Source organism: Asanoa hainanensis, from assembly GCF_900188485.1.
Classification (GTDB): Bacteria; Actinomycetota; Actinomycetes; order Mycobacteriales; family Micromonosporaceae; genus Asanoa; species Asanoa hainanensis.
Genome location: NZ_FZPH01000006.1, coordinates 71,725 through 85,925, shown reverse-complemented (window position 1 = coordinate 85,925; position 14,201 = coordinate 71,725). Strand labels below are relative to the sequence as shown.

Genomic DNA, 14,201 nt, shown 5'->3' with positions numbered 1-14,201 from the left:
TACTTTGATCAGCCCCGATGCCCGGGAACCCGAAGGTTGCCAGATGTTGGTACGGTAACGGCGCGTGTCGCTCGCGTAATCGAGGAGCCGCGTTGACCAAGGTCTACGTCTCAGCAACGTTCCGTGATCTCGAAGAGTGCCGTTCCGCTGTGAAACTGGCGCTCCGCAGGTTGCGGGTCGAAGACGTGGCCATGGAGTCCTATGTGGCCGAAGATCGACGTCCGGTCGAGCGCTGCCTCGAAGACGTCGCCGAGTGCGACCTTTATGTCGGCATTTTCGCCTGGCGCTACGGCTTCGTGCCACCCGGCTACGACCGGTCGATCACCGAGCTCGAATACCGCCAGGCCGAGGCGATGGGCAAGCCCTGCTTGATCTTCCTGCTCGACGAGGAAGCGCCGTGGCCGCGGGTGCACATCGACCGGGGCGGCGAGGCCGAGCAGATCGAGGCCCTGCGCAGCGAGCTCGTGGTCCGGCACATGTGCAGCACGTTCACTGGCCCGGGCGACCTGGCCGCGCTGGTCACCGCCGCCGTCGCCAACTGCCTGGCCGACATCGGCCGGCCGACCGGCCCCCTGCAGTCGCTCAGCGCCGAGACGCTCAAGCGCTACTACGACCGCCTCCACCAGCAATACGGCGGTCTCGACCTTGACGCGCTGACGCCACCGCAGCGCGACGAATACCTCCAGATGCGGCTCACCTCGGTGTTCATCGAGCAGTCCGTGCGCGAGGACCCGCCGCCGGTCGAGCTGCCGCGCGAGTGGTGGCAGCGCATGCAGTACGAGGGCCATCTCGAGACCGAGGACGTGCCCGACGAGGTCGACCCCGACGAGCTGGCGCTGCTGCACAAGGCCTACCGTGCCAAGCCGTTGCGCCGGCTGTTCGACATCGTCGCCGCGCCCGACAACCAGGCGATCGTGCTGCTCGGCGACCCTGGCTCGGGCAAGTCGACCGCGGCCCGCTACATCGCCCTCGCGCTCTCGCAGAACGGCACACCCGTCGAAGACCGGCTCGGCCCGCTCGACGGGCACCTGCCGCTGTTCATCGAGCTGCGCTCCTACGTCGCGCTCTACGCCGAGGGCAAGTGCAGCAACTTCGTCGACTATCTCGACCATCGCGCCGGCCTCGACGGCCTGGGCCTGGAGCGGGCGGCACTGCTGCGCTACCTGACCGGCGGCGGCCCGGCCGTGGTCATCTTCGACGGCCTCGACGAGATCTTCGACAAGCGCCGCCGCGAGGCGGTCGCCAACCAGATCGCCGCCTTCGCCGGCGAGTTCCCGCACGTGCGGGTGATCGTCACGTCCCGCATCATCGGGTACGCCCGGCGGGTGCTCAGCGAGCTCGGCTTCGCCCACTTCACCCTGCAGGATCTCGACGACAACCAGATCACCGAGTTCCTGGCCAGCTGGTACGACCTTGCGATGAACGACCGCCCCGGCGACTCGGCGGCCCGGCGGGCCCGGCTGCTGGCGGCGATGCGGCACTCGCCGTCGATCCGCGAGCTGGCCGGCAACCCGATGCTGTTGACCATCCTGGCGATCATCGGCAAGCACCAGGCGCTGCCCCGCGAGCGCTGGAAGCTGTTCGACCACGCGGCCTCGGTGCTGGTCGAGCACTGGGACATCAACCGCCACCTCCAGGACCAATACGAGAGCCCCGGTTTCATCGACGCCGAGGACAAGAAAGAGCTTCTGCGCCGGCTGGCGTACAAGGTGCAGAGCGGTGAACGGGGGTTGGCGGCCAACTACGTCAGCGCCGAGGACCTGAGCGAGGTGTTCGAGGAATACCTCGCCGAGCGCTACCAGAAGGATCCGGCCGAGGCGCGCGCGATCGCCCGCTCGATGATCAACCAGTTCCGCGAGCGGAACTTCATCCTGAGCCGCTACGGCCCCCACCTGTACGGGTTCGTGCACCGCACATTCCTCGAGTTCTTCTGCGCCGAGGCCGTGGTCGGCAAGTTCAAGCACGACCAGCAGTGGCCGTTCAGCCGGCTCAAGGACCTGTTCGTCGAGCACTGGGCCGACCCGTCCTGGCGCGAGGTGCTCCGCCTGGTCGCCGGCGCCCTCCACGAACGACACACCGCGCAGCTGATCTCGTTGCTGGCGACCGACGTCAACCACCCGTGGCCGGCCGGTGCCTTCGCGCAGCCGCCGTGGAACCTCGCGCTGGCCGCGCAGTGCCTGGCCGAGGTGCGCAACCCGCATACCGCGGTGTCGATCCCTGCCCAGGACCTGCTGCGCCGGATCATCCTGCTGATCGAGCACTGCGTCTCGATCGACGACCGCGACACGATGGCGCTGATCGAGACCGAGATCCTGCCGGCGGCCCGCACGATCGGCGCCACCTGGCCCGGCGGCCAGATCTACCTCACCTGGTACCGGCGCCGTGGCGTGCGGCTGATCTGGAGCTCGGTGTCGGCCTATGCCGCGCAGCTCGCCGCGATCCTGGCGCCGCCGTCGGAGCACATCGAAGACCTGTTCAGCACGGTGCTCAGCGCGATCGACGACCGCTGGGCGTCGTACGCGGCGGTCGCCGGGCTGGCCGAGCTCGCGCAGGTGGCGGGCACCGCGGCCAACCGCAGTGCCTACCAGCTCGCCTTGACCCGGGCCGGCGAGGAGCTGATCCGCCGGGCCCGCGACGACGCGTACGCCGGCGTGCGGCTGGCCGCCGTCGAAGCGCTCGGTGAGCGGTTCGGCACCGACTCCCGGGTGCGTGACGTGCTGCTGGAGCGGGCCACCGTCGACGGCTACGCCGCTGTCCGGTTGGCTGCCGTGCGGGCGCTCGGCGAGCGGTTCCGCGACGAGTCGGCCGTCCGCCGCCTACTACTTGACCGCACCCGCCGCGACGGCAACGCGGGTGTGCGCCGCACGGCCGTGCAGATGATGGAGCGGCTGCCGTACGACGACACGGTCCGCTCGGCGCTGGTCGACCGGGTGCGCACCGACCGCGACGCCGAGGTGGTGGCCGTCGCCGCCCGGGCGCTCAACGACTGGGGCCTGGGCTACGAGCACCTGCGCGAGGTGCTGATCGAGCGGATCCGCGCCGAGCCCGACGGTGTGGTCCGCCGCGCCTCGGTGCGCGTACTCGCCGACCGGCTCGGCTCCGGGCAGCCCGTCCAGAGCCTGCTGACCGCGCTGCTGCACGACGACCGCGACGCAGGCGTGCTGAGCAGCGCGGCCAAGACACTGGTCGAGCGGTTCGACGCGGCCGACACCGTGAAGAGCCTGCTGATCGAGCGCACCGGCCGCGACCCCGACGAGATCGCCCGGCGGGCCGCCGTGCAGATCCTCCGGGAGCACTTCCGCGCCGACACCGAGGTGCACACGGCGCTGGTCGAGTGCGCGCGCCGCGACCATTCGGCCGAGGTGCGGCTCGTCGCCATCCGGGCGCTGACCGCGGCGCTGCCCGGTTTCGCACCGGCCACCACGGCCCTGGCCAAGATCGCACATACCGACACCGACGCCGCCGTCCGGCTGGCCGCGACCGAGGCCCTGGTGAAGAAGATCGGCCTCGACGCGACGGTCTGCGCCGTGCTGTCGCGGCTGGTCGGCGAGGATCCCGACGCGACGGTACGCCGGACCGCGGTCGACGCCCTGGCCGAGCGCTGTGGCGGCGACACCCAGGTCCGCCGCGAGCTGCTCGACCGGGCTCGGCAGGACGCCCACGCCGAGGTGCGCGGTGCCGCCGTCCGGGCCCTGGCCCGGCACGCGGCCGCCGACCCCGAGGTGATCGCGCTGCTCCTGGAGCGCACCCGGGACGATCCCGACGGTCAGGTCTTCGCGGCGGCCGCCAAGGTGGCCGACGACGGCACCCGCACCGTGATCACCGCTCGGGTGCAGTCGGACGCCAACCCCCGGGTACGCGAGGCCGCCGCGCACGCGCTCCAGCCGTACGCCGCTGAGCCGGAGGTGCGGGAGATCCTGCTCGACCGGGTCCGGCGCGACCCCGACGCGCTGGTCGTCACCGAGGCCGCCGTCGCCCTGGTCGCGGCCGGCATCGACGACGAGCACCGCGACCTGCTCGCGCTGCGGGCGACCGGCGACGACGAGACCGTCCGCGCCGCGGCCCTGCGGGCGCTCGGCGAGTCGTTCGGCGGCGACCCGGCGATCCGCGAACTGCTGATCGAGGCCGTCCGCCGCGACAGCGACCTGCGGGTGCGCCGCGAGGCCCTGCGGGTGCTGGGCGAGCGCCTCTACGCGCACGAAGAGGTGCGCCAGATCCTGGTCGACATGGTGCGCGACGGTGACTGGTCGATCCGCGAGGCGTCCGTGCGGGCGCTGTGCGAGCGGTTCGGCGGCGACGTCGAGATCCGGCGGCTACTGGTCACGCTGGCCAGCACCGACGACGACCGCAACTTCCGTCGGCTCGCCGGGCAGGCGCTGAGCTGGCTACCCGGCGCGGACCCCGAGCACCTGCCCGACATCGGCGACTAGCGTGTCACTCCCCGATGAAGACGTAGTCGATGCGGTCGACCAGCTCTTTCGGCAGCTCCATGTTTTCGCCGCGCATGCGGGTGAAGACCTGGTCGAGCACCGTCGGGTCGATCGAGACCTGGTTGAGGATGGTCCGCACCGCGAGCTCGACCTGCAGGAACCGCGAGCCCAGCACCGAGAACGTGCGGTAGGCGCTGAACGCGGCTGCGCGCGGGTTGAGCTGCACGACGGCGGGCAGCTTGTCCCAGTCGTCGGGGAGCTCTTCGACCTGCCAGGGCGTGGTGACGATCTCGCCGTTGTGGCGCAGCAGGCCGAGCCGGATGAGCTGCCAGACCGCCGCGAGGAACGGGCACGACCAGCGTCGCTGGCCGTTCTCGAGGTCCCACAGCTCGACGTCGACGAAGATCGAGTGCCGGTTGGCCGCGTTCTGCATCGGCGGCAGCCAACCCTTGTCGGCCATCGCCGGGATCGCGACCGTGTTCGGCGAGCGCTGGCCGTTGCACAGCCAGCCGGTCTCCGTGGTCGGCGGCCGGATGCCGTTGCTGCCCGGCACCGGGTCGGTGACCAGGGCCTGCTCGACCAGCTTGGCCAGCGGGATCTCGTCGGCGACCGCGCAGCCCGACTCGCGCGCCAGGTAGTCGATCACCAGGCCGCTCTCTTCGGCGGCCGCGACCAGCATCGGGATCACCTCACGCGGTGTGCTGAACCGCGAGAAGTAGTCGTCGACGAGGAAGCAGGTGCTGACCCGGGGGCGGTTGCCGCCCGGTTTGGTCGCGACGGTGCGCGCGGCGGACTGTGCCCACGGCGCGATCCGGCGAAAGTGCCGGCGCAGCGAGTCCATGCCGCCGGCGAACTCTTCCATGTAGAGGTGGCCCAGCTCGATCGAAAGGTGCGAGAGCGGAACGCGTTCGACGTTCCGCGCAGCGACCGCCTCTTCGAATGCCACTCCGGTCACAGCGTCTCCCAGGCCGCATCGTCGACGATCTTTTTAGCCAACGAGTCGAACTGTTCCAGCGTCTCACGGTTCGCGATGCGCCGCGACCACACGTCGTTATCCGAAATAAGCTGTTCACGCCATTGCAGGACAGGGTCGAGCGGGATCGACCCGAGCAGCAGGGTGCGACCGACCTTCCGGCTGCTGGCCAGTTCGGACAGATCCCGGTCGACGTCGCGCAGCCACGCGATCTGGGCGGGCCGCAGCCCTTCGAGCTCCGGTGAGTCCGGGTTGACCACCGCGGTGCGTACGAACCGCAACGAGTTCTGCAGTTCCTCGCGGTCGTGCCCGTGGCTTTCCCCGGTGTGCAGGATGCCCCGCTCGCCGTAGACCAGACCGGAGGCGGCGAGCACGTGCTGCCGGGTCCAGCGGTGGAAGACCAGCCAGCGCGTGCGGATGTTGCGCAACGCTTCGGTCGCGGTCGCCGCGAGCACCATCTCGGTCGCGTACGACCGGCCGGCGCTCAGGTCGACCAGGCAGAGGTCGAACTCCTCCTCGAGGTGCAGGAAGAGCCGGGCGCAGCGCTCGGTGTTCTCCTTGGTGATCGGGAACTCGCCGCCGCCGCTGTCGCCGGGCAGCAGCACCAACCGGCCCGCGCCCGGCGGACGGCTGCGCAGGCTGGACCGGTCGGACTCCTGCCAGATCTCCAACCGCTGCGGGTCGGCGACCATGCCGTGCAGGTAGGAGTGCAGGCCACCCTGGGTGGTGCCGTGCAGCGTCGTGGGAATGTTGAAGATCGCGCCGGAGGTCGGCGAGCCGAAGTCGAAGTCGAGATAGCAGACGTCACTGCCCTGCAGCGCACTCCGATAGAGGATGTTGCTGCTGGTGACGGAGCGACCGGTGCCGCCCTTGTCGGAGGTCGCGAAGATCAACATTTGGTTAGCCCGCCTCGGTCACGTCACGCCTCGCGGCGGCCAGTTCGTCCAGCGCGATGAGCACCTGCGCCGCTAGGACGGCAGCGGTGCCAGGGCGCTCCGGCAAGATCTCGCGGGCCCGGGACAGGTGGATCGACGCGACCTTGAGTGTCTCTCGCATGCGCGGTCCGGCGTCGCCGGCGCCCGAGAGCAGTTCCATGTCGTACAGGTGCTCGGCCTCGGTGAGCAGGTCGAACGCGTAGTTGCCGAGGCGCGGACTGCGCAGTGGTGGCCGGTTGAGCATGTTGGCCGTCGTCACCAGGCCCTGCACCACGCGCTGGGTGTAGTACCAGGACGGTTTGTCGTAACGGGTGGTCAGCTGGCCGAACACCGAGGTGGGCTGGTCCCACAGGTTGCGGCCCGGCCCCTTGTCGAGGCGGCGCCTGTTGAGGTGCTCCCAGGTGCGGTCGGCCAAGTCGAGCATCCGGCTGCGGCCCTCGGCGTCGTTGATCAGCCCGCCGATCACGGTCGTGCGCTGGAAGAGCAGGGCGGCGAACTCGGAGACCGTCCACAACAGGCGGGAGTCACCCGCGTCTTCGCTGCCGACCAGCGGCACGAGCACGCCCGGGGCGTGCAGGCTCAGTGCGGGGTCGGTGTCGAACGGACGCCGGGTGACCCGCGCGCGGTTGGCCAGCTCCTCCAGCACGGTGCCGATCCGGCCCAGCTCGATGTCGGAGCCGCGCTCCTGGACCAGGCCTTTGACGGCGAGCGAGGTGACCAGCAGCGTGTAGTAGTCGGACGCGTCCTCGTCAGTGGTGCGCCACGGGATGTCTTCGACCGGCCACCGCTGGGCCTGCCCGAACGTCGCCATGGTCGACCAGTAGGCGCGGGTCAGTTCCCACCGCAACTGGAGCGCACGCGAGAGCCGCTGCTGCTCCTCGTTGAGCAGACCGAGGACGCGCGTACGTTCGGAGAACAGGTCTTCGATCGCGTCGACGGCGATGACGGTGAAGTAGAGGTAGGGCGCGTCCTGGGCGAAGCCCTTGGGCTGCTGGCCCACCGGCTCGTTGGTCTCGATGGGCGGGGCGCCGGTGACGATCCCCCAGGACCAGCCGACCTCGAACAGCCGGTCGGGGCTGTCGATGTCGCCGACCTGGCCGGAACCGATCAGGACCTCGCGGAAGCTGGCGATGGTTTCCCGGAGGTCGCGGCGGACAGCGCTGACCACCTGGCGCTGTGGCAGGTTCTCCTGGTTGATCATGGTGGTGAGCGCCTGGCCGTACGCGGAGTCGATGTCGAAGACGTTGACCGTGAAGCTGCGCAGGAGCCCGACCATGGCGGCGCTCAGCCGGGTGCTGGCCTGGAACTCGAGCGCCTCGATCTCTCTGCGGTTCTCTTCGCGGTTGGCGACCGACCGGAGGACCTTGAGGAAACCGAGTACGGACAGCGACAGCGTGACGGACATCGCGAACGAGTCGACGATGTCTAGCCTGAGCTGCTCTTTCGACGGCTGCGCCGGCCCTGTCGAGCTGAAGTAGGACGAGCCGGAGAACAGCGGAGTGCCGTCAGGGTCGCTGTAGCGGTCGAAGTATTCGCGGAGGATCCCGATCAGGGTCTTCGGGATCTCGGTCGCGTTGCCGAGCGGGCGTAGCGCCCGGATCATGTCTTCGGCTGTCTCGTCCGGACGGTCCAATTTGAAGGACTCGACCTTGGTCGCCGGGGTCAGGATGCAGAGCAGCTGCTCGGCGTCACCGATGGAGTTGGGGGCGTCGCGCCCGCCGAACTTCCACTTCTTTTCCCGCTCTGACCAGGACGAACGCACTGTCGCGTTCCAGATCTCCAGCAGCTGTTGACGAGGCTGCATCCTCATCTGTCGCGCACCACCATCCGCCGCCTGACTCCACTGACGTTAGCTAGCAACCCGGGAGAACACTGTGGACGCGCCACGGGACGGCTCGTCAGCACCTCATTCGTCCGCTTCACTCAATGATGGACCACGGGTCAAGGCCGCCGAAAGGCCCGTGGCCTCTGTTCCAAGCTGGCGGTCTTCACCTGCGTAAACGCCGACATGTCGGCGCGGTGACGCGACGCCGCTCCGGAGCACGCTTTCATGATCATCTACTGTGGCCTGACGCATCACCAAGATCCACAGTGGGCGGACCGGCCGGATGGCCGAGTCGAGGTGGCCGAACGTACGGCTTGGCAACCCTCCCGACAGATGGCTGACAGTTTCACCTGTTGATCACGATAAATATCCGGGTTTCGATAGCTATCGTGACTGGTCTATGTATGTGACATCGATTTCGATCTGTTCACTGCCGTGGGCGGCTGGATAGCGTCTCGATAGCCATCGATGGGCTGGGCATAGGGGCCTGGCCGCAAGGGGGAGGGCTTCATGCGTCGAACCATCGCGCTGTTGGCCGGGACGGCGCTGGTAGCAGCGATGCTGCCAGCGACCATCGCGACGGCCGAACTTAAGAACGACTCGGGGCCGAGTGCCGCGGACCGCGCACGGCTGGCGACAGGGGGACAGGTCGCAGACAAGGCGCCGGCCGGAAAGGCACCGACGGGCGTCAATCCGTATCTGGCACTCGTACCCGATCCGACGACGATCGACTATGCCGCGTGGAAGCAGGTCGCCGAAAAGCAGGGCCTTGTCCGAGAGCAGAAGCGGGCACTCCGCAAGGCGGTGGCCGTGTCGCCGGTGCTGGTCGACGAGGACGAGCCTGACGGCACCCAGGGCAGCAACGACTCGCCGGCCATCGCCCAGCCCGTGCCAGGCTTCGGCACCAAGGGCAAGCAGAACCCGCGGGCCCGCATCCTCGGCTCGCTCGACAACGAGGTGGTCACCCGCACCGCCCTGACCCCCAACACCGAGGACGACGGCGCCATCCCGCTGGCCCGCGACACCGGCATCCAGGGCGTTCGCAACGGGATCAGCACCAGCGGCACGATCGGCGACGGGCCGCACGGCTCCGCCGCGGGCGACACCGGCGACTTCGACTTCTACAAGCTCACCATCACCCAGGTCGGCGAGACGATGACCGCCGACATGGACACCCCGGTGGGCCTGCTCGACCCGATGCTCGCGCTCTACAACGCCGCCGGTGAGGAGATCGCGTTCAACGACGACTCCGGCGGCCTCGACAGCCTCCTGCGCTTCACGTTCACCGCAGCCGGCGACTACTACCTGGCCGTGACCGGCTACAACGTCCTGCCGGCCGACCCGTTCGACCCGGCCAGCGGCGACGGCGCCGCCAGCGAGGGCGCGTACAACCTGCTGCTCGACGTGGCCGCGGCCGACGTCGACTTCTACGCCGTGCAGCTGCGCAAGGGCGACGTGCTGGGCACGTCGGTCACCGGCTCGGCCGCGCGGATCACCGTGTGGGACACCGCCGGGCGCGAGGTGCACGGCTCCGACCAGGACGCCACCTTCATCTACCCGCCGAACAGCCCGCTGCCCGGTGGCGGCAACGCCGTCAGCGAGCATGTCGCCGACGAGGACGGCCTGCACTACGTGTCGGTCGGCAGCGGCAGCGGCAACTACGACATCACCGTCGAGGCGTTCCGGCCGAACCTGGAAGGCGACAAGATCACCCAGACGATCTTCATCGACTTCAACGGCCAGCGGCTCAACACCGCGATCTTCGGTGGCCCGGGCGTCGTCACGCTCAGCCCGTTCCGCGCCTTCCTCGGCCGCTGGGGCCTGACCACCGCTGACGAGAACGCGCTGATCAACAAGATCGTCGCCGAGGTGACCGAGAACCTGAAGCAGGACCTCGTCGCCAGCGGGCTCAACGACAAGTTCCGCCTCAAGATCCTCAACAGCCGCGACAACGCCGACCCGTTCGGCGAGGTCAACGTCAGCCGGCTGATCGTCGGCGGCACCATCGCCGAGTCCGGCGTCAACACGATCGGCATCGCCCAGTCGATCGACCCCGGCAACTTCGACACGCAGGAATCGGCACTGATCCTGCTCGACGTGCTCAGTGGCCCGGCCGCCGACGACGCGTCGCTGAACTTCTACCTCACGCCGGCGAGCGACAAGCGCGCCTTCATCGCCCAGGCGATCGGCAACGTGGTGTCCCACGAGGCCGGTCACTTCTTCGGCAACTGGCACGTCGACCAGTTCAACGACACCCTCAACCTGATGGACCAGGGCGGCAACTTCCCGCTCCTGTACGGAGTCGGCCCGGACGGCATCGGCGGCACCGCCGACGACCCGGACGTCGACTTCGGCGAGGACGAGTTCAACCCGAGCGAAGGCTTCACCGGCACCGAGGACACCAAGGGCCGGCTCGCGACGGTGCTGACCCGCTGACCCACCGCGCGGAGGGGGCCGGTCCTGCCGGCCCCCTTCCGTCAGCTAGAGACCAACCGCCCGCCGGGTGTACGACTTCCGCTCCTGTACGGAGTCGGCGCGGACGGGCTCGGCGGCACCGCCGACGTTCCGGACGTCCACTCGGTGAGGACGAGTTCAACCCGAGCGAAGGCGGACCACCGCACGGAGAGGAGGCCGGTCCCCGGCCCCTTCGTCGTCAGCCGGGCCGGACGTCCGGCGGGGTGTACGACAGCATGTGCCGCGTCAGTTCTTTGCCCGGTACGACTCGGCCGTAGTTGGTATCGACCGTGACCACGTATCTCCGCGCGATCGCCTGAACCAACACAAGAACAAGATCAGGCTCTCTGTAGTCAACGCTGAAGACGACGCAGGGCGCGGTCGGAATTCGATCCGGGGGCCAATCTTCGAAGACGCCATCAGCCTCAGGGTCGGTCACCTCGACGATGTAACCCGCGTCTTGACCTTGCCGAAAGGTCATGACGGGACCAGCTATCGACGCGGCGCCGACGGGCCGCACGAGCTCTGCCAGGCCGGTCAAGGTGAGGGTCAGGTCTTCGACGGCCAGGACCACCGTTTCGGTCACGACTTCGGCCGCCGGCTCCGACGAACAGGCCGCGACCAGCCCAAGATGATCACGCGTTCAGGCGCTGTGCAGTGCTGGTGGCACTGGGGCGTCCAGGTGTTCCAGGAGTGCGGCGAGTTTGCGGTCGAGTTCGTGGCCTACCTCGGCGATGTCGTCGGCGCCCACGGCACCGAACGACGAGAAGGTCGCGCTCGGGCGTTCGATGATGAAGTGGGTCTCGCCGGCCCGGCTGGCGATCATCGGTCGCAGGGGCGCGTAGAGCATCGCGGCCTGGTCATGGCGGTACATCCGTTCGGCGAGCACGTGGTTGCCCATCAGGTAGACCACGCATTCTCCCGGGTCGTGGGCCAGCCGCATCAGCGGACCGTCGTCACTGGACCAGTAGCGCAGGAAGCCCCACGGCGCCGCGGCGTCCACCTGGGCGGTGACCTCCGACCAGTCGGCCTGGCGGGCGATGAGCGCGTTGAGGGCCGCGTAGTCGAGCGCCGGCACGGCCGTCTCGTACCGCTGCCGGAAGTCCTCGAACGACCCTTCGACGGGGATGCGGTAGCGGTCGGCCTGGTAGCGGCTCTCGGAGATCGCCATCATTCGGACGCTAACAGCGTGACCGCCGGCTGTCCGGCTGTTGCCCAAGCCGTCAGAGGAACATGACGTCGATGGTGGCGACGGACAGCATCGCGGAGAAGTTGGTGACGGCCGGGTCCGGTCGGAGCTCCAGTTGGAGTGTGATGCGCAGCTCCGGGGCGCCGCGTAGGCGGGCCGCCACGGGGTGGGTGAACTCGCCGCTGGAGTTGGCGTAGGAGAAGAACGGCATGGTCCGCTCGTGGACCACGACGGTGAGCTTCCCGGCGACGTCGCCCTCGCCCTCCTGCCGGCGGGATCGCGAGCCGAACGCAAAGGCGTATCCGGTGACCGCGACCTCGACAGCCGCGGGCATGGTGTCGCCCGTGACCGGGAAGGCGATCGAGAACTCCCGCGTCAGCACCTCGGCCGTCCCGACGCCCGCCGTCGCGGAGAGGTCGTCGAGGTTGATGGTGGCCGTCTGCCCGTCCGGGCTGATCGCGAAGCTGGCGCCGTCCGGCGGAACCGCCGGCTCACCCATCGTCGGTTGTTCGCCGTCCGGACGCATGGAGCCTCCCCACCGAGAGCGCGGCTTCAGGTAAGAAGAGCAGACACCCAAACCTACGGCGACCGTGTCACCCGTACGTGGCGTCTAGGCCAGGCCTGCGCGGACCGCGTACAAGGCCGCTTGTGTCCGGTCCTGGACTCCGAGTTTGGCCAGGATCGCGCTCACGTGGGCCTTTACCGTTTTCTCGGCCAGGCCCAGCGCTCGCGCGATCTCCCGGTTCGACCGCCCGCGGCCGATCTCCGTCAGCACCTGCCGCTCCCGCGGCGTCAGCCGGGCCGGGTCCGCGCCCGGTTCGCCCTCGCTCAGTACGCGGGCCACGTCCGGGTGGAGCAGCGTGTGTCCGAGGTGGACCGATCTGATCGCCGCCGCCAAGGCCGGTGGGTCTACGTCCTTGTAGACGTAGCCTACTGCTCCCGCGCGGACCGCCGGCAGCACCGCGGCCGGCTCCGTGAAGCTCGTGATCACCAGGACTCGGCACGGCAGGCCCCGCGCGGTCATCTCGCGTAGCGCCGTTACCCCGTCCACGCCCGGCATCCGCAGGTCGAGCAGGACCACGTCCGGCAGCAGCTCCGCCGCACGCGAGACCGCTTCGGAACCGTCCGCCGCCTCGCCGACCACCTCCAGGTCGTCCTGTACCTCCAGGAACGACCGCAGGCCCTGGCGCACCATGGCGTGGTCGTCGACCACCAGCACCCTGATCCGGTCAGTCAACCGGCACCTCCAGCCGCACCGTCGTGCCCTCGCCGGGTGCCGATTCGACCGTCAGCCGGCCGCCGACCGAGGCGGCTCGCTCTCGCATCGAGGTCAGGCCCAGCGTGGCCTGGTCCGTGGGGCGCAGGCCCGAGCCGTCGTCGCTGACCTCGACGACCAAGGCGCCGTCGAGGAACAACCGGATCTCGACGGTACGCGCGGACGCGTGCCGCAACGCGTTGTGCAGGGCCTCCTGCGCCACCCGGTACGCGACGTCTTCGCATTCGGGTGCCACCCGCGGCACCGGGTCGGCCCGCAGCCTCACCCGCGCAGCGTGTACCCGATCGAGCAGCCTCGCCTGCTTGCCCAGCGCGGCGTCCAGCCCTTCGTGCGCCAGGTCGGCAGGCCGCATGCCGACCACGATCGCGCGGAGCTCGTCGGCGGCCTCGGCCGCCAAAACCCGCACGGTGGCTAGCTGGGCCGCCGCCCGTGCCGGGTCGCGGGTGACCAGCGCCGCCGCGGCGTCGGCGGTCAGCCGCAGGCCGAACAGCTTCTGGGCGACCGAGTCGTGCAGTTCGCGGGCGATCCGGTCGCGTTCCTCGAGGACCGACAGTTCGCGGCTGCGTTCGTACAACCGGGCATTGACCAGGGCGATCGCGGCGTGACCGGCGAGAATCCGAAGGAGGTCCTCGTCGTCGCGGTCGAACTCGCCGCCGCGCTTGTTGGCCAGGTAGAGCGCGCCGAGGATCTCGTCGCCGTGCACGATCGGCATGCCGAGGAAGTCGCGCAGTTCGGGGTGGTGCTTCGGCCAGTACTCGAAGCGCGGGTGCGACCGGATGTCGGCCAGCCGCAGCGGCGCCGGATCCCGCAGCATGACCGCCAGCAGGCCGTGCTGGCGCGGCAGTGGGCCGATCGCGCTCCACTGGGCGGCGCTGATCCCGTCGACGACGAACTCGGCGAAAGCACCAGTGTCCTCGTCGGGCACGCCTAGTGCCGCGTACCGGGCGTCCAGCAGCCGGCGCGCGGCCGACACGATGGTCTGGAGCACCTCGCGCACCGACTGGCGCGCGGTCACGGCGAGTACGGCGGCGCTCAGGGCCCGCAGTTCTTCGCGCGCGTCCACCCTCGCACCGTAGCTCGTACCAGGCCGTCAGTGATCCGGTCCGATGGTCCTAGGAC

Annotated in this window: 10 protein-coding genes; 2 read left to right on the top strand and 8 right to left on the bottom strand. The window is 69.5% G+C overall.

What is annotated here, in order from left to right:
• Positions 1-17 precede the first annotated feature (17 nt).
• Positions 18-4,430, top strand: coding sequence for a HEAT repeat domain-containing protein (locus CHC05_RS16555; protein WP_089249713.1), 4,413 nt, complete (start codon positions 18-20; stop codon positions 4,428-4,430).
• 4 nt (positions 4,431-4,434) lie between these two features.
• Here CHC05_RS16555 and CHC05_RS16550 read toward each other — a convergent pair whose 3' ends face one another.
• From CHC05_RS16550 to CHC05_RS16540, 3 genes are read right to left on the bottom strand one after another with little or no spacing between them, the layout of a single operon-like run.
• A complete protein-coding gene (locus CHC05_RS16550) occupies positions 4,435-5,385 on the bottom strand; it encodes an SCO2522 family protein (RefSeq protein WP_089249711.1) in 951 nt (316 codons plus the stop codon).
• Positions 5,382-6,299 carry an SCO2523 family variant P-loop protein gene (locus CHC05_RS16545; protein ID WP_089249709.1) on the bottom strand — a complete coding sequence of 306 codons (918 nt, stop codon included), beginning with the start codon at positions 6,297-6,299 and terminating at the stop codon, positions 5,382-5,384. The genes CHC05_RS16550 and CHC05_RS16545 overlap by 4 nt, the downstream gene beginning before the upstream one ends.
• A 4-nt stretch (positions 6,300-6,303) precedes the next feature.
• The gene (locus CHC05_RS16540; protein WP_089249707.1) at positions 6,304-8,148 is read right to left on the bottom strand and encodes an SCO2524 family protein; all 1,845 of its coding nucleotides are present in this window, start codon (positions 8,146-8,148) and stop codon (positions 6,304-6,306) included.
• Between the two features lie 525 nt (positions 8,149-8,673).
• Between CHC05_RS16540 and CHC05_RS16535 the strand changes: the two genes are divergently transcribed.
• Positions 8,674-10,599, top strand: coding sequence for a DVUA0089 family protein (locus CHC05_RS16535; RefSeq protein ID WP_089249705.1), 1,926 nt, complete (start codon positions 8,674-8,676; stop codon positions 10,597-10,599).
• A gap of 217 nt (positions 10,600-10,816) precedes the next feature.
• On the opposite strand, the gene CHC05_RS16530 is transcribed toward CHC05_RS16535, so the two are convergent.
• The 5 genes from CHC05_RS16530 to CHC05_RS16510 form a co-directional block, all read right to left on the bottom strand.
• Complete coding sequence (locus tag CHC05_RS16530; RefSeq protein WP_089249703.1) at positions 10,817-11,203, bottom strand: hypothetical protein; 387 nt, start codon at positions 11,201-11,203, stop codon at positions 10,817-10,819.
• Between the two features lie 57 nt (positions 11,204-11,260).
• Positions 11,261-11,788, bottom strand: coding sequence for a DUF302 domain-containing protein (locus CHC05_RS16525; RefSeq protein WP_218824572.1), 528 nt, complete (start codon positions 11,786-11,788; stop codon positions 11,261-11,263).
• Positions 11,789-11,840: 52 nt separating this feature from the next.
• Positions 11,841-12,332 carry a hypothetical protein gene (locus CHC05_RS16520; RefSeq protein ID WP_144022628.1) on the bottom strand — a complete coding sequence of 164 codons (492 nt, stop codon included), beginning with the start codon at positions 12,330-12,332 and terminating at the stop codon, positions 11,841-11,843.
• A gap of 84 nt (positions 12,333-12,416) precedes the next feature.
• On the bottom strand, positions 12,417-13,043 hold the full coding sequence (locus CHC05_RS16515; protein ID WP_089249699.1) for a response regulator: 627 nt from the start codon (positions 13,041-13,043) through the stop codon (positions 12,417-12,419).
• Positions 13,036-14,145: a GAF domain-containing sensor histidine kinase gene (locus CHC05_RS16510; RefSeq protein ID WP_218824571.1), complete on the bottom strand. Its 1,110-nt coding sequence runs from the start codon at positions 14,143-14,145 to the stop codon at positions 13,036-13,038. The genes CHC05_RS16515 and CHC05_RS16510 overlap by 8 nt, the downstream gene beginning before the upstream one ends.
• Positions 14,146-14,201: the final 56 nt, after the last annotated feature.

Excerpts from the sequence above, each read along its gene's own strand:
- CHC05_RS16525 (WP_218824572.1), bottom strand. The coding sequence starts at position 11,788 with ATGGCGATCTCCGAGAGCCGCTACCAGGCCGACCGCTACCGCATCCCC.
- CHC05_RS16540 (WP_089249707.1), bottom strand. The coding sequence starts at position 8,148 with ATGAGGATGCAGCCTCGTCAACAGCTGCTGGAGATCTGGAACGCGACA.
- CHC05_RS16555 (WP_089249713.1), top strand. The coding sequence starts at position 18 with ATGCCCGGGAACCCGAAGGTTGCCAGATGTTGGTACGGTAACGGCGCG.
- CHC05_RS16545 (WP_089249709.1), bottom strand. The coding sequence starts at position 6,299 with ATGTTGATCTTCGCGACCTCCGACAAGGGCGGCACCGGTCGCTCCGTC.
- CHC05_RS16535 (WP_089249705.1), top strand. The coding sequence starts at position 8,674 with ATGCGTCGAACCATCGCGCTGTTGGCCGGGACGGCGCTGGTAGCAGCG.
- CHC05_RS16520 (WP_144022628.1), bottom strand. The coding sequence starts at position 12,332 with ATGCGTCCGGACGGCGAACAACCGACGATGGGTGAGCCGGCGGTTCCG.